General features: G+C 60.7%; 14 protein-coding genes. 7 read left to right on the forward strand and 7 right to left on the reverse strand.

The annotated features are described in order from the left end of the window. Window positions 1-30: 30 nt before the first annotated feature. Window positions 31-381, reverse strand: coding sequence for a glutaredoxin family protein (locus tag R1A29_RS04500; protein ID WP_423204961.1), 351 nt, complete (start codon window positions 379-381; stop codon window positions 31-33). Continuing rightward, window positions 381-1,385, reverse strand: a complete 1,005-nt coding sequence (gene yejK / locus R1A29_RS04505) for a nucleoid-associated protein YejK (RefSeq protein WP_438300771.1) — start codon at window positions 1,383-1,385, stop codon at window positions 381-383. Before yejK ends, R1A29_RS04500 begins: the two co-directional genes overlap by 1 nt. A gap of 395 nt (window positions 1,386-1,780) precedes the next feature. Here yejK and R1A29_RS04510 point away from each other — a divergent pair, with 395 nt between their 5' ends. Then, entirely contained in the window at window positions 1,781-2,062 is a 282-nt protein-coding gene (locus tag R1A29_RS04510; protein WP_003221909.1) for an HU family DNA-binding protein, read from the forward strand. 122 nt (window positions 2,063-2,184) lie between these two features. On the opposite strand, the gene rlmF is transcribed toward R1A29_RS04510, so the two are convergent. The 5 genes from rlmF to R1A29_RS04535 form a co-directional block, all read right to left on the reverse strand. Continuing rightward, window positions 2,185-3,207, reverse strand: coding sequence for a 23S rRNA (adenine(1618)-N(6))-methyltransferase RlmF (rlmF, locus tag R1A29_RS04515; RefSeq protein ID WP_085711673.1), 1,023 nt, complete (start codon window positions 3,205-3,207; stop codon window positions 2,185-2,187). 133 nt (window positions 3,208-3,340) lie between these two features. Then, on the reverse strand, window positions 3,341-6,187 hold the full coding sequence (locus tag R1A29_RS04520; RefSeq protein ID WP_438300772.1) for a valine--tRNA ligase: 2,847 nt from the start codon (window positions 6,185-6,187) through the stop codon (window positions 3,341-3,343). Between the two features lie 184 nt (window positions 6,188-6,371). After that, entirely contained in the window at window positions 6,372-6,779 is a 408-nt protein-coding gene (locus tag R1A29_RS04525; RefSeq protein ID WP_438300773.1) for a DNA polymerase III subunit chi, read from the reverse strand. Window positions 6,780-6,787: 8 nt separating this feature from the next. After that, a complete protein-coding gene (locus R1A29_RS04530; protein ID WP_438300774.1) occupies window positions 6,788-7,216 on the reverse strand; it encodes a DNA polymerase III subunit chi in 429 nt (142 codons plus the stop codon). A gap of 60 nt (window positions 7,217-7,276) precedes the next feature. Continuing rightward, window positions 7,277-8,767: a leucyl aminopeptidase gene (locus R1A29_RS04535; RefSeq protein WP_114881502.1), complete on the reverse strand. Its 1,491-nt coding sequence runs from the start codon at window positions 8,765-8,767 to the stop codon at window positions 7,277-7,279. 308 nt (window positions 8,768-9,075) lie between these two features. Here R1A29_RS04535 and lptF point away from each other — a divergent pair, with 308 nt between their 5' ends. The 6 genes from lptF (at window position 9,076) to era (ending at window position 15,852) form a co-directional block, all read left to right on the forward strand. After that, a complete protein-coding gene (gene lptF, locus R1A29_RS04540) occupies window positions 9,076-10,197 on the forward strand; it encodes an LPS export ABC transporter permease LptF (protein ID WP_438300775.1) in 1,122 nt (373 codons plus the stop codon). Further along, window positions 10,190-11,251 carry an LPS export ABC transporter permease LptG gene (lptG, locus tag R1A29_RS04545; RefSeq protein WP_305836765.1) on the forward strand — a complete coding sequence of 354 codons (1,062 nt, stop codon included), beginning with the start codon at window positions 10,190-10,192 and terminating at the stop codon, window positions 11,249-11,251. The genes lptF and lptG overlap by 8 nt, the downstream gene beginning before the upstream one ends. 173 nt (window positions 11,252-11,424) lie before the next feature. Then, on the forward strand, window positions 11,425-13,221 hold the full coding sequence (gene lepA / locus R1A29_RS04550; RefSeq protein WP_085711666.1) for a translation elongation factor 4: 1,797 nt from the start codon (window positions 11,425-11,427) through the stop codon (window positions 13,219-13,221). Between the two features lie 9 nt (window positions 13,222-13,230). Continuing rightward, a complete protein-coding gene (gene lepB / locus R1A29_RS04555; RefSeq protein ID WP_065261873.1) occupies window positions 13,231-14,085 on the forward strand; it encodes a signal peptidase I in 855 nt (284 codons plus the stop codon). 182 nt (window positions 14,086-14,267) lie between these two features. Then, entirely contained in the window at window positions 14,268-14,957 is a 690-nt protein-coding gene (rnc, locus tag R1A29_RS04560) for a ribonuclease III (protein WP_085711665.1), read from the forward strand. After that, entirely contained in the window at window positions 14,950-15,852 is a 903-nt protein-coding gene (gene era, locus R1A29_RS04565) for a GTPase Era (protein ID WP_011332590.1), read from the forward strand. The genes rnc and era overlap by 8 nt, the downstream gene beginning before the upstream one ends. Window positions 15,853-15,951 lie beyond the last annotated feature (99 nt).

Genomic DNA, 15,951 nt, shown 5'->3' on the forward strand with positions numbered 1-15,951 from the left:
ATGAACGAGGGAGCCGATTGGCTCCCTCGTTCATTTCAGTGCGGCGAGAATGTCGTCCGGATCAAATCCGCGAATCAGCGTGCCATTGACGTCGATCAGCGGGATCCCGCGTCCGCCCAGCGCTTCGTACGCCTTGCGTGCCTCGGCGTCCTTCTCGATATCGAATTCCTTGAACGGAATGCCTTTCTGATCGAGAAAACGCTTGGTCTGCTTGCAGTAGCCGCACCAGTCTGTGGTGTACAACACGACCCTGGCGTTGGCGCGAACCTGCTCGGACGCCATCTGAGACGGGTTGAACACCCGCTCGATCTTGCCCCAGTTCTGATAGACCACGACCACCAGCAGAACCAGTGCGACCTTCTTCAGCACATTGCCGAGCATCAGTTGCGACGCTTCAGCTGATCGGTGAGCGAAGTTGGCAGGCCTTTAATGACCAGCGTGCCGGCTTCTTCGTCGTATTCGATCTTCGAGCCCAGCAGGTGCGCTTCGAAGCTGATCGACAGGCCTTCGGCGCGGCCGGTGAAGCGGCGGAACTGGTTGAGTGTGCGCTTGTCCGCCGGGATTTCCGGCGACAGACCGTAATCCTTGTTGCGGATGTGGTCGTAGAAGGCTTTCGGGCGTTCTTCGTCGATCAGCTCCGAGAGTTCTTCCAGACCCATCGGCTCGCCGAGCTTGGCCTGGCTGCTGGCGTAGTCGACCAAGGTCTTGGTCTTCTCGCGGGCGGAATCTTCTGGCAGGTCTTCGCTCTCGACGAAGTCGCTGAAGGCCTTGAGCAGCGTACGGGTCTCGCCCGGACCGTCGACGCCTTCCTGGCAACCGATGAAGTCGCGGAAGTATTCCGAGACCTTCTTGCCGTTCTTGCCCTTGATGAACGAGATGTATTGCTTGGACTGCTTGTTGTTCTGCCACTCGGAAACGTTGATCCGCGCCGCCAGGTGCAGTTGACCGAGGTCGAGGTGGCGCGACGGGGTCACGTCCAGTTGATCGGTCACTGCCACGCCTTCGCTGTGGTGCAGCAGGGCGATGGCCAGGTAATCGGTCATGCCTTGCTGGTAGTGGGCAAACAGCACGTGGCCGCCGACGGAGAGGTTCGACTCTTCCATCAGCTTTTGCAGGTGCTCGACCGCGACTTTGCTGAACGCGGTGAAGTCCTTGCCGCCTTCCATGTATTCCTTCAGCCAGCCGCTGAACGGGAACGCACCGGACTCCGGATGGAACAAGCCCCAGGCTTTGCCCTGTTTGGCGTTATAGCTCTCGTTGAGGTCGGCGAGCATGTTCTCGATGGCGGCGGACTCGGCCAGTTCAGAGTCACGGGCATGCAGGATTGCGGGCGTGCCATCGGGTTTTTTGTCGATCAGGTGGACGATGCAATGACGGATCGGCATGGGCTTCTCGGCAAGTGAAAGGGAGGAGGGCGGGCTCCCCGAAAAAGCGCTCAGTGTACCGCAACCACTGGTTTTGGCGCGGGTTGAAGGGCAATTCGGGGTCATGGGGTGGCGCTTATGCATTTATTTACCGATTTAGCGCAATAAACCTGACCATTTGGCTAGCTAGAGGCGGATATTTCCTTGTCTCTGTGCTAGTTTTGCCCGGTCTTACGCGTAGTCACTGCGTTAAGCGTGCATTCAGCATTTGTCAGGTCGAACCAAACCCTGATTTCGGCATCTATAACCCCGACTCGTCGTGGTTATCGCCGAGGGTGCCAGATCCAGAAGATCGGGCTCGATGGCTGACACTGCACTCTGCAATCCATATGAATTTGATAGGGAAGGAACACTACATGGCTCTTACTAAAGACCAACTGATCGCCGACATCGCTGAAGCTATCGACGCGCCGAAAACCACCGCGCGTAACGCTCTGGACCAACTGGGCCAAATCGTTGCTGATCAGCTGGAAAACGGCGGCGAAATCACCTTGCCAGGTATCGGCAAGCTGAAAGTGACCGAGCGTCCTGCCCGCACTGGCCGTAACCCATCGACTGGCGCTGCCATCGAAATCCCTGCCAAGAAAGTGATCAAGCTGGTTGTGGCCAAAGGCCTGACCGACGCTGTGAACAAGTAAGACGCAGCGATAAAAAAAACCGTGCGCCGGAGTGATCCGGGCACGGTTTTTTTGTGCCTGCCGATTGTGTTCGGCAGTAGTGGCGGCTGCTTCCGATCAAGCGCCGCCCCGGTTGAAACGTATTACTTGCGCACCCAGCGCTCACGCCGCCAGATCTGCTGCTCGGACTTGGTCTGGAAGGTCCAAGCGACGAAGCGGCTCTGCTTCTGGCCCTGGGACATCTCCACTACCTGGCTTTCCAGCGCGCCGGCCTTTTTCAGCGCTGTCTCGATGGCGGGCAGGTTCGAAGCTTTCGAGACCAGGGTGCTGAACCACAACACCTTGTGCGCAAGGGTCGCGCTTTCGGCGATCAGTTGCGTCACGAAACGGGCTTCGCCGCCTTCACACCACAGTTCGGCAGACTGGCCGCCGAAGTTCAGCACCGGCAACTTGCGTTTCGGATCGGCCTTGCCCAAGGCGCGCCATTTACGCTCGCTGCCCTTGGTGGCTTCTTCCATCGAGGCGTGGAACGGCGGGTTGCACATGGTCAGGTCAAAACGCTCACCGGGCTCCAGCAGGTCGATCAGGATGTGCTTGCGGTTCTCTTGCTGGCGCAGCTTGATGACCTTGCTTAGATCGTTGGACTGGACGATGGCCCTGGCGGCGGCCACGGCCGTCGGGTCGATTTCCGAGCCCAGGAAGTGCCAGCGGTATTCGCTGTTGCCGATCAACGGGTACACGCAGTTGGCGCCCATGCCGATGTCCAGCACATTGACGATGGCGCCGCGCGGAACCACGCCGTCGTTGTTGCTGGCCAGCAGGTCGGCCAGGAAGTGGATGTAGTCGGCACGCCCCGGCACCGGCGGGCAGAGGTAATCGGCCGGGATGTCCCAATGCTGGATGCCGTAGAACGACTTGAGCAACGCCCGGTTGAACACACGCACCGCATCGGGACTGGCGAAGTCGATGCTTTCCTTGCCGTACGGGTTGGTGATCACGAATTTCGCCAGTTCTGGCGTGGTCTTGATCAACGCCGGGAAGTCGTAACGACCCTGATGGCGATTGCGCGGGTGCAGGCTGGCTTCTTTACGCGGTTCCACGGGCTTGGCCGGGGTGGCGGAGTCAGGCTTCTTGCGCGCAGGTTTCGGTGTACGTGGGGCGTTCATGGGCGTGGTCGATTCGGGTAGGGCTGAAAGTGGCGGCCATTGTCCCACAGGGAGCCGTGTCGTTGGCCGGAAAAGTGCCGGGCACAAAAAAGGGAGGCCGTTGCGGGCCTCCCTTTTTCAGTGCGATTTGCCGTTACAGGCTGGCAATCCGCGCGTGCTGTTCGGCCAGTTTGCCCAGAGCCTGTTCGGCTTCGGCCAGTTTGGCGCGTTCCTTCTCGATGACTTCGGCCGGGGCCTTGTCAACGAAACCGGCGTTGGACAGCTTGCCGCCGACCCGCTGGACTTCGCCCTGCAGACGCAGGATTTCCTTGTCCAGACGCGCCAGCTCGGCGTTCTTGTCGATCAGACCGGCCATCGGCACCAGCACTTCCATCTCGCCAACCAGCGCGGTGGCGGACAGCGGCGCTTCTTCACCGGCCGCCAGTACGGTGATCGATTCCAGACGCGCCAGCTTCTTCAGCAGCGCTTCGTTCTCGGTCAGGCGGCGCTGGTCTTCAGCGGTGACGTTTTTCAGATAGATCGGCAGCGGTTTGCCCGGGCCGATGTTCATTTCGCCACGGATGTTGCGGGTGCCGAGCATCAGGCCCTTGAGCCATTCGATGTCGTCTTCGGCCGCCGGATCGATGCGCTCTTCGTTGGCCACCGGCCACGCTTGCAGCATGATCGTCTTGCCCTGAATGCCGGCCAGCGGCGCGATGCGCTGCCAGATTTCTTCAGTGATGAACGGCATGAACGGATGCGCCAGACGCAGCGCCACTTCCAGTACACGAACCAGGGTGCGACGGGTGCCACGCTGACGCTCGACCGGTGCGTTTTCGTCCCACAGCACAGGCTTGGACAATTCCAGGTACCAGTCGCAGTACTGGTTCCAGATGAACTCGTACAGCGCTTGCGCCGCCAGGTCGAAACGGAACTGATCCAGTTGACGGGTCACTTCGGCTTCGGTGCGTTGCAGTTGCGAGATGATCCAGCGGTCCGCCAGCGACAGCTCGTAGGCTTCGCCGTTCTGGCCGCAGTCTTCGCCCTTGTCCAGAACATAGCGCGCAGCGTTCCAGATCTTGTTGCAGAAGTTGCGATAGCCTTCGACGCGGCCCATGTCGAACTTGATGTCGCGGCCGGTGGACGCCAGCGAGCAGAACGTGAAGCGCAGGGCGTCGGTGCCGTAGCTGGCGATGCCGTCGGCGAACTCTTCGCGGGTCTGCTTCTCGATCTTCTTCGCCAGTTTTGGCTGCATCAGACCGGAAGTGCGTTTCTGCACCAGGGTTTCGAGCTCGATGCCGTCGATGATGTCCAGCGGATCCAGGACGTTGCCCTTGGACTTGGACATCTTCTGGCCCTGGCCATCACGTACCAGACCGTGTACGTAAACGGTCTTGAACGGAACCTGCGGCGTGCCGTCCTCGTTCTTGATCAGGTGCATGGTCAGCATGATCATCCGGGCAACCCAGAAGAAAATGATGTCGAAGCCCGTCACCAGCACGTCGGTGGAGTGGAATTTCTTCAGGAACTCGGTCTTTTCCGGCCAGCCCAGGGTGGAGAAGGTCCACAGGCCCGAACTGAACCAGGTGTCGAGAACGTCGTTGTCCTGTTGCAGCGCAACGTCGGCGCCCAGGTTGTGCTTGGCGCGCACTTCGGCTTCGTCGCGACCGACGTAGACCTTGCCCGACTCGTCGTACCAGGCCGGGATCCGGTGGCCCCACCACAGCTGACGGCTGATGCACCAGTCCTGGATGTCGCGCATCCACGAGAAGTACATGTTTTCGTACTGCTTCGGCACGAACTGGATGCGGCCGTCTTCAACGGCGGCAATCGCAGGCTCGGCCAGCGGCTTGGTGGACACGTACCACTGGTCGGTCAGCCACGGCTCGATGACGGTGCCGGAGCGGTCGCCTTTCGGTACTTTCAGGCCATGATCGTCGACGCTGACCAGCAGGCCGGCAGCGTCGAACGCGGCCACGATCTGCTTGCGCGCTTCGAAACGCTCGAGACCGGCGTACTCCGCCGGAATCTTGCCGTCGATGCTGTCGTTCAGAGTGCCGTCGAGGTTGAACACCTGGGCCGCCGGCAGCACGTTGGCGTTCTTGTCGAAGATGTTCAGCAGCGGCAGGTTGTGACGCTTGCCGACTTCGTAGTCGTTGAAATCGTGGGCCGGGGTGATTTTCACGCAGCCGGTGCCGAATTCAGGGTCGCAGTAATCGTCGGCGATGATCGGAATGCGGCGGCCGACCAGCGGCAGCTCGACAAACTTGCCGATCAGGGCTTTGTAGCGCTCGTCGTTCGGGTTCACCGCGACGGCGGAGTCGCCGAGCATGGTTTCCGGACGGGTGGTCGCGACGATCAGGAAGTCGTTGCCTTCAGCGGTTTTCGCGCCGTCGGCCAGCGGGTACTTCAGGTTCCACAGGAAACCTTTCTCGTCGTGGTTTTCCACTTCGAGGTCGGAAATCGCCGTGTGCAGCTTGGTGTCCCAGTTGACCAGGCGCTTGCCGCGATAGATCAGGCCGTCTTCGTGCAGGCGCACGAACGCTTCTTTAACGGCTTCCGAGAGGCCGTCGTCCATGGTGAAGCGCTCGCGGCTCCAGTCCACGGACGAGCCGAGACGGCGGATCTGACGGCTGATGTTGCCGCCGGACTGATCCTTCCATTCCCAGACTTTCTCGAGGAATTTTTCCCGGCCCAGATCGTGGCGGTTCTGGCCCTGGGCTTCGAGTTGACGCTCCACCAGCATCTGCGTGGCGATACCGGCGTGGTCGGTGCCCGGCTGCCACAGGGTGTTGCGACCCTGCATGCGGCGGAAACGGATCAGGGCGTCCATGATCGCGTTGTTGAAACCGTGACCCATGTGCAGGCTGCCGGTGACGTTCGGCGGCGGGATCATGATGGTGTAGGAGTCGCCCGCGCCTTGCGGGGCGAAGTAGTTCTCGGACTCCCAGGTGTTGTACCAGGAAGTTTCAATGGCGTGCGGCTGGTAGGTCTTATCCATGCGCGGCGGGACCCTATTGGCATTTATTCAGGAAAAGCCGGGAAGTATAGCCGCGGGGACAGCTGCAAGCTACAAGCCACAAGCCACAAGCCACAAGCCACAAGCCACAAGCCACAAGCCACAAGCTGCAAGCCACAAGCTGCAAGAGTAGAGTGGCGGGTCTGTTCCGGCTCTTGCTTGCAGCTTAGAGCTTGCCGCTCGAAGCTGCGGCGACCAGCCGTTCCATCCGCGCCTCGAGGCGACGTTTGATTTCATTTTCAATGTGCGGGGCGAAGTCGTCGATCACGTCTTGCATGATCAATTGCGCGGCGGCGCGCAGTTCGCTGTCCAGGTGCAATAGGGCGTCGGGGCCTTTATCCACAGATGCGGCGGGCGCGGTGGCGGGTTTCGCGACGGGGGCTGGCGGCGGTTCTACAGCGGGTGGCTCGGTGGTGACCGAGTCGAACAGCATCGGAATCTGTTCCTGTTCGCCATCATCGACCGTGTCGGTCAAAAGCGGCGGTTGCAGGTTGTCATCGCCGAGCAACTGGCGGATCGACTCGAGGTCATCCAGCAGGTGCGCGGGTTTTTGCAGCGGTTTTGGAGTGTCCATCGGCGTACTCAGAGTCGCTGTAAACGGTGGTCTTGCAGAGGATAGCCCTGTTCCCGGTAGAAACGGAAACTCTCCCGCGCAGCCGCACGGATCGTCGGATCTTCCACCACCACTTCCGCCACGCGGGCGAACTTGCTGGCGAAGGCCGGGACTTTGAGGTCCAGGTTGACGAGCAAATCCTGATGCTGGCCGCAGTCATCCCCCAGTCCGAGCACGATCAAACCTTCCGGTTCGCTCTCGGCCGGGCCGTGGGGCACGAAGGTTTCGCCCTTGAACGCCCACAGCCGCGCATCGAGGTCATCACGCTGGGCGCCATCGCTGCAATGCAGGTAGATGCGGTGGCCCATGCGCCAGGCTTTCTCGGTGAGCTTGCAGGCAAAATCCAGACGCGCCGAAGGATCGGCACTGGGCAGGATATAGAAGTCGACTTTGGTCATTGCGGTTCCTGAGCAGCAAGCGCCGCCCCTCGAAAGGTGCGGCGCTTGCCGTCATCGGTTTCAGGCCTTGGCGCGATCCAGCAGGTACTGGGTCAGCAGAGGAACCGGACGGCCGGTGGCGCCCTTGTCCTTGCCGCCGCTGGTCCACGCGGTGCCCGCGATGTCCAGGTGCGCCCAGTTCAGGTTCTTGGTGAAGCGCGACAGGAAGCATGCAGCAGTAATGGTGCCGGCCTTCGGCCCGCCAATGTTGGCGATGTCGGCGAACGGGCTGTCCAGTTGCTCTTGATACTCATCGAACAGCGGCAGTTGCCAGGCGCGGTCGTCGGCAGCCTTGCCGGCGCTCAGCAGTTGCTCGATCAGTTCGTCGTTGTTGCCCAGCAGGCCCGACGTGTGGGCGCCCAAGGCAACCACGCAGGCACCGGTCAGGGTGGCGATGTCGATCACCGCTTGCGGCTTGAAACGCTCGGAGTAGGTCAGGGCGTCGCACAGCACCAGACGGCCTTCGGCGTCGGTGTTGAGGATTTCCACGGTCTGGCCGCTCATGGTGGTCACGATGTCGCCCGGACGCGAAGCGGTGCCGCTCGGCATGTTCTCGGCGCAGGCCAGGATGCACACCAGATTGATCGGCAGCTTCAGTTCCAGCACGGCACGCAGTGTGCCGAACACGCTGGCGGCGCCGCCCATGTCGTACTTCATCTCGTCCATGCCGGCGCCCGGCTTCAGGCTGATGCCGCCGGTGTCGAAGGTGATGCCTTTACCGACCAGCGCGTATGGCTTCTCGGATTTCTTGCCGCCGTTGTATTGCATGACGATCAGGCGCGGCGGCTGGGCGCTGCCCTGGCCGACGGCGTAGAACGAACCCATGCCCAGGGATTTGATCTTCTTCTCGTCGAGGACTTCGACTTTCAGATCCTTGAACTCTTTGCCCAGGTCTTTGGCTTGCTCGCCGAGGAAAGTCGGGTGGCAGATGTTCGGCGGCAGGTTGCCCAGGTTGCGGGTGAAGGCCATGCCGTTGGCGATTGCGGTGGCGTGGTTCACGGCGCGTTGCACTTCGGCTTGTGCAGCCTTGATGGTCAGCAGGGTGATTTTCTTCAGGGCGCGGGGTTCGGCTTTCTGGCTCTTGAACTGGTCGAAGGTGTATTCGCCGTCGACCAGGGTCTCGGCCAGCAGGCGGGTCTTGCCGTAGCTGTCGCGACCCTTGACGATGATTTCATCCAGCGCCAGCACAGCATCGCTGCCGCCCAGGCCCTTGAGGGTGTTGAGGATGCCGGCAACGATCTTGCGGAACGGGCGGTCGCCCAATTCTTCATCCTTGCCCACGCCGACCAGCAGCACGCGCTCGGCTTTCAGGTTTGGCAGGCTGTGCAGCAACAGGCTCTGACCGACCTTGCCGGCCAGGTCGCCACGCTTAAGGACAGCGCTGATGGCGCCGCCGCTCAGTTCGTCGACCTGCTTGGCCGCGACGCCGAGTTTGCGGCCTTCGCCGACGGCAACCACCAGGGTGGCGGTTTTCAACGTTTCTGGGCTAACGCTTTTTACAACCAGTTCCATGTCCGGATCCCTGAATGAATGGTCAACACGCAGGCGTTCGACGGTGTCCGCCGTCGCCTGCTTATAGAGAGAAGAGGCGCAGGCCAGTGCCTGCGACAGAGGCGGCAGTTTGAACCTCGCTCACCGCGCCTGACAACCCTCGGTTGTACGATCTTCAACGGATTGCACGCTTGCGTGAGTGTGCGCAGTGACAGGCGCCCTCAATCACAGGATAATGCCGCATCTTTTTTCGACGGCTCTGCCTTGCGGGCCTGTCGATACGTTTGCTTGTTTGGCCGCCTTAGCCTGACAACCCTGGAGTGTCTGGTTTGATCGTCTTCCGTTATCTGTCCCGCGAAGTCCTGTTGACCCTGAGTGCGGTAAGCGCCGTGCTGCTGGTCATCATCATGAGCGGTCGCTTCATCAAATACCTTGCCCAGGCCGCTGCGGGCCAGCTCGATCCGGGATCGCTGTTCCTGATCATGGGCTACCGTCTGCCGGGTTTCATGCAATTGATCCTGCCACTGGGCCTGTTCCTCGGGATCCTTCTGGCGTACGGCCGGTTGTATCTGGAAAGCGAAATGACCGTGCTGTCGGCCACTGGCATGAGCCAGCAGCGCCTGTTCCGCATGACCCTGTTCCCGGCCACCCTGGTGGCACTGGTGGTGGCATGGCTCAGCCTGAGCCTGGCCCCGCAAGGCGCCAACCAGTTCCAGCTGCTGCTGAACAAGCAGGATGCCCTGACCGAGTTCGACACCCTCGAGCCGGGCCGTTTCCAGGCGTTGCGCGACGGCACCCGGGTGACCTACACCGAAACCCTGAGCGATGACCGGGTCAATCTGGGCAGCGTGTTCATCTCGCAGAAAAACCTCGGCGCCAACCAGGCGGATCGCGGGATTTCCGTGCTGGTGGCCGAAAAAGGCCGGCAGGAAATCCGTCCCGACGGCAACCGTTACCTGATCCTGCACAACGGCTACCGCTACGACGGCAGCCCGGGACTGGCCAACTACCGTGCCATCCATTACGAAACCTATGGCGTGCTGCTGCCCAAGCCTGATGTCAGCGAGGAAGTCACTGATCGTGACGCGATGCCGACCTCGACCCTGATGGCCAGCGACGACATCCGTGCGAAAACCGAACTGCAATGGCGCCTGTCGCTGCCGCTGCTGGTATTTATCGTGACCCTGATGGCGGTTCCGCTGTCGCGGGTCAATCCGCGCCAGGGGCGCTTCCTCAAGTTGCTGCCGGCGATTCTTCTTTATATGGCTTACCTGACCATCCTGATTGCCGCCCGCGGCGCCCTCGAAAAAGGCAAGATCCCGGCGAGCCTGGGCCTGTGGTGGGTGCACGGGATCTTCCTGGCCATCGGTATCGGCCTGCTGTACTGGGAACCGCTGCGCCTGAAAATGGCCAGCCGTCGCAGCGCTGCGCTGGAGGTGGCCCGTGGTTAAACTCGACCGCTACATCGGCAGCAGCGTATTCATCGCGATCATCGCGGTGCTGGCGATCATTCTTGGCCTGGCCACCCTGTTTGCCTTCATCGACGAAATGGGCGACGTCAGCGAAACCTACACGCTGGTCGATGTGCTGAGCTTTGTACTGCTGACCGCACCGCGCCGGCTCTACGACATGCTGCCGATGGCGGCGCTGATTGGTTGCCTGATCGGCCTCGGCAGTCTGGCAAGCAGCAGCGAACTGACCGTCATGCGTGCCGCCGGTGTGTCCATCGGGCGTATCGTCTGGGCGGTCATGAAGCCGATGCTGGTTCTGATGCTGGCCGGCGTGCTGATCGGTGAATACGTTGCCCCGGCCACCGAGAGCATGGCCCAGGCCAATCGCTCGCTGGCTCAGGGCAGCGGCGACGCACAGAGCGCCAAGCACGGTATGTGGCACCGTCAGGGTGACGAGTTCATCCATATCAACGCCGTTCAGCCCGATGGCCTGCTGTATGGCGTGACCCGCTATCACTTCGACAAGGAGCGTCATCTGCAGAGTTCGAGCTTCGCCAAACGCGCCGAATTCGATGGCAAGCGCTGGCAGCTCACCGATGTCACCACCACGCTGTTCCACGAACGCAGCACCGAAGTCGTCAACAAGCCGACGGAAGACTGGGATGTTTCTATCAGTCCGGAACTGCTGAATACTGTGGTCATGGCGCCGGAAGCGCTGTCGATCAGTGGCCTGTGGGGTTATATCCATTACCTGGCGGATCAGGGGCTGAGCAACGGCCGTTACTGGCTGGCGTTTTGGGTCAAGGTGTTGCAGCCGCTGGTGACCGCTGCGCTGGTGCTGATGGCGATCTCCTTCATTTTCGGTCCGTTGCGTTCGGTGACCCTGGGTCAGCGAGTGTTCACCGGTGTGTTGGTGGGGTTCACCTTCCGGATCGTCCAGGATCTGCTGGGTCCATCCAGTCTGGTGTTCGGCTTCTCGCCGCTGTTCGCGGTGCTGGTGCCGGCCGGCGTCTGTGCGCTGGCGGGTGTCTGGTTGCTGCGTCGAGCCGGTTGATGAACAAGGTTTCACCCTTGCTTCAACCTTGAAAAACGCCCCGGTCGCCAGACCGGGGCGTTTTTGCATGCAATCCGGGTGACAGGCGAACGTGACGCTTGCGCCGTGTATCAGGTACAATTCCCGGCTATTTTTCGGCGGGCCAAGCCTGCAGCCTTTTTGAGTGTTGATCCGTGAGTGATTTGAGTCATATCCGCAATTTCTCCATCATCGCCCACATTGACCATGGCAAGTCGACGCTGGCTGACCGATTCATCCAGATGTGCGGTGGCCTGGCCGAGCGTGAAATGGAAGCCCAGGTACTGGATTCCATGGAGCTGGAGCGCGAACGCGGGATCACCATCAAGGCCCACAGCGTTACCCTCTATTACAAGGCCAAAGACGGCGTCACCTACCAGCTGAACTTCATTGACACCCCGGGCCACGTCGACTTCACCTACGAAGTCAGCCGTTCCCTGGCCGCGTGTGAAGGTGCCTTGCTGGTGGTCGACGCGGGTCAGGGCGTAGAAGCCCAGTCCGTGGCCAACTGCTACACCGCCATCGAGCAGGGCCTTGAGGTCATGCCGGTACTGAACAAGATTGACCTGCCACAGGCCGAGCCTGACCGCGTCAAGGACGAGATCGAGAAGATCATCGGCATCGACGCCACCGACGCCGTCACCTGCAGCGCCAAGACCGGCCTGGGTGTCGATGAAGTGCTCGAGCGTCTGGTCGCGACCATTCCTGCGCCGACCGGCAACATCGAAGATCCGCTGCAAGCGTTGATCATCGACTCCTGGTTCGACAACTACTTGGGCGTTGTTTCCCTGGTGCGCGTGCGTCATGGCCGCGTGAAGAAGGGCGACAAGATCCTGGTGAAGTCCACCGGCAAGGTGCACCTAGTCGACAGCGTCGGTGTGTTCAACCCGAAACACACCGCCACCGCTGACCTGAAGGCCGGCGAAGTGGGCTTCATCATCGCCAGCATCAAGGACATTCACGGTGCACCGGTCGGCGACACCCTGACCCTGAGCTCCACCCCGGACGTTGAAGTGCTGCCAGGCTTCAAACGCATCCAGCCACAGGTTTACGCCGGCCTGTTCCCGGTCAGCTCCGACGACTTCGAGGATTTCCGCGAAGCGCTGCAGAAACTGACCCTTAACGACTCGTCGCTGCAGTACACCCCGGAAAGCTCCGACGCCCTGGGCTTCGGCTTCCGTTGCGGCTTCCTCGGCATGCTGCACATGGAAATCATCCAGGAGCGCCTGGAGCGCGAATACGACCTGGACCTGATCACCACGGCGCCGACGGTAATCTTCGAACTGGTGCTGAAAACCGGTGAAACGATTTACGTCGACAACCCGTCGAAGCTGCCGGACGTGTCGTCCATCGAAGACATGCGCGAGCCGATCGTGCGGGCCAACATCCTGGTGCCGCAGGAGCACCTGGGCAACGTCATCACCCTGTGCATCGAAAAACGCGGTGTCCAGGTCGACATGCTGTTCCTCGGCAATCAGGTCCAGGTGACCTACGACCTGCCGATGAACGAAGTGGTCCTGGACTTCTTCGACCGTCTGAAATCCACCAGCCGCGGCTATGCTTCGCTGGACTACCATTTCGATCGTTACCAATCGGCTAATCTGGTGAAACTGGACGTGCTGATCAACGGCGACAAGGTCGATGCCCTGGCGTTGATCGTGCACCGTGACAATTCGCACTTCAAAGGTCGTCAGTTGACCGAGAAGATGAAAGAACTGATTCCTCGTCAGATGTTCGACGTGGCCATCCAGGCTGCCATTGGCGGTCAGATCGTCGCCCGGACAACCGTCAAGGCGCTCAGAAAGAACGTATTGGCCAAATGCTACGGCGGTGACGTCAGTCGTAAGAAGAAACTGCTCGAGAAGCAAAAGGCCGGTAAGAAACGCATGAAGCAGGTCGGCAACGTGGAAATTCCACAAGAAGCCTTCCTTGCTGTGCTCAGGTTGGAATAGTCAGGTCCTATGTCACTAAATTTCCCGCTGTTGCTGGTTATCGCCGTGTTCGTCTGCGGCCTGTTGGCGTTGCTCGATCTGTTGATCCTGGCACCGCGTCGGCGCGCCGCCATCGCTTCCTATCAGGGCAGCGTCAGCCAGCCTGATGTGCTGGTGGTGGAGAAGCTGAACAAGGAGCCGCTGCTGGTCGAATACGGCAAGTCGTTCTTCCCGGTGCTGTTCATCGTGCTGGTGCTGCGTTCGTTCCTGGTGGAACCGTTCCAGATTCCGTCCGGCTCGATGAAACCGACCCTGGACGTCGGCGACTTCATTCTGGTGAACAAGTTTTCTTACGGGATCCGCCTGCCGGTGATCGACAAGAAAGTCATCGAAGTCGGTGATCCGCAACGCGGCGATGTGATGGTGTTCCGCTACCCGAGCGACCCGAACGTCAACTACATCAAGCGTGTGGTTGGCCTGCCGGGCGACACGGTGCGCTACACCGCCGACAAGCGTCTGTTCGTCAATGGCGAGTCGATTGCCGAGCAACTGGTCGGCTCCGAGCCGGGCACCCTCGGCAGTGCGGAACTCTACAAGGAAAAACTCGGCGCCGCCGAGCACCTGATCCGCAAGGAAATGAGCCGCTACCGCGCCACGCCGGACCATACCTGGACCGTGCCGGCCGGGCACTACTTCATGATGGGCGACAACCGCGACAACTCGAACGACAGTCGCTACTGGGATGACCCGAACATTCCCAAGGATCTGCTGGGCATGGTTCCCGACCAGAACATCGTCGGCAAGGCCTTCGCGGTCTGGATGAGCTGGCCGGAACCGAAACTCAGCCACCTGCCGAATTTCTCGCGGGTCGGCCTGATCAAGTAAACAATCACGGCGCTGTTGACCACAGCGCCGAATGCATTTCTGGCGTCGGCACAACCGGCTCCGGGGCATGAAGCCACGATATTCAGGACGTCATTTTTGAACACAGCGTTAATTGTCCCAGGCCTGCGCCGTATCCCGGCGATGGCGGTGGAATCCAGCCACGAACTCAGCGTGGTCAAACCGTGAGCGTTTCTCTCAGCCGTCTCGAGCGTCAGCTCGGTTACACCTTCAAGGATCAGGAACTGATGGTCCTGGCCCTTACGCACCGCAGTTTTGCCGGACGCAACAATGAGCGTCTGGAATTCCTCGGCGATGCGATCCTCAACTTCGTCGCCGGTGAAGCCCTCTTCGAGCGCTTCCCGCTGGCCCGCGAAGGCCAGTTGTCGCGTTTGCGCGCACGTCTGGTGAAGGGCGAGACCCTGGCTGTACTGGCCCGTGGGTTCGATCTGGGTGAATACCTGCGTCTGGGTTCCGGTGAGCTGAAAAGCGGCGGTTTCCGTCGCGAGTCGATTCTGGCCGATGCCCTGGAAGCGCTGATCGGCGCGATCTACCTCGACGCCGGCATGGAAGTCGCCCGCGAGCGCGTCCTGGCCTGGCTGGCCGGCGAGTTCGAAGGCCTGACGCTGGTCGACACCAACAAGGATCCGAAGACCCGCCTGCAGGAATTCCTGCAATCGCGCGGTTGCGAGCTGCCGCGCTACGAAGTCGTGGATATCCAGGGCGAGCCGCACTGCCGTACCTTCTTCGTCGAGTGCGAAGTTGTCCTATTGAATGAAAAAAGCCGGGGTCAGGGTGTGAGCCGTCGTATTGCCGAACAGGTAGCGGCCGCCGCAGCACTGATTGCCCTGGGTGTGGAGAATGGCAATGACTGATACAAACGCAACTCGCTGTGGCTACGTTGCCATCGTCGGCCGTCCGAACGTGGGCAAGTCCACGCTGCTGAACCACATCCTCGGCCAGAAGCTCGCGATCACCTCGCGCAAGCCGCAGACCACTCGCCACAACATGCTCGGGATCAAGACCGAAGGCGACGTGCAGGCGATCTACGTCGACACTCCCGGCATGCACAAGGGCGGCGAAAAGGCCCTGAACCGCTACATGAACAAGACCGCTTCGGCAGCGTTGAAAGACGTCGATGTGGTGATCTTCGTGGTCGACCGCACCAAGTGGACCGAAGAAGACCAGATGGTCCTGGAGCGCGTGCAGTACGTGACCGGCCCGCTGATCGTCGCGCTGAACAAGACTGACCGCATCGAGGACAAGGCCGAGCTGATGCCGCATTTGTCCTGGTTGCAGGAACAGCTGCCGAACGCGCAGATCATTCCGATTTCGGCGCAGCAGGGGCACAACCTCGACGCGCTGGAAAAAGTGATCGCCGATCACCTGCCGGAGAACGATCACTTCTTCCCGGAAGACCAGATCACCGACCGCAGCAGCCGCTTCCTCGCCGCCGAACTGGTTCGCGAGAAGATCATGCGCCAGCTCGGCGCCGAGTTGCCGTACCAGATCACCGTGGAAATCGAAGAGTTCAAGCAGCAGGGTGCAACACTGCACATCCATGCGTTGATTCTCGTCGAGCGTGACGGCCAGAAGAAAATCATCATTGGCGACAAGGGCGAGCGCATCAAGCGCATCGGCACCGAGGCGCGCAAGGACATGGAGCTGCTGTTCGACTCCAAGATCATGCTCAACCTGTGGGTCAAGGTGAAGGGCGGCTGGTCCGATGACGAGCGTGCGCTGCGTTCGCTGGGTTACGGCGACCTGTAAAGCAATACATCGATCCATTGTGGGAGCGAGCTTGCTCGCGAAGACGATGTAACATTCGGCATTGATGTTGACTGTTGCACCGCTTTCGCGAGCAAGCTC

This window comes from Pseudomonas sp. NMS19W (genome assembly GCF_051554255.1).
GTDB classification, from domain to species: Bacteria; Pseudomonadota; Gammaproteobacteria; order Pseudomonadales; family Pseudomonadaceae; genus Aquipseudomonas; species Aquipseudomonas kribbensis.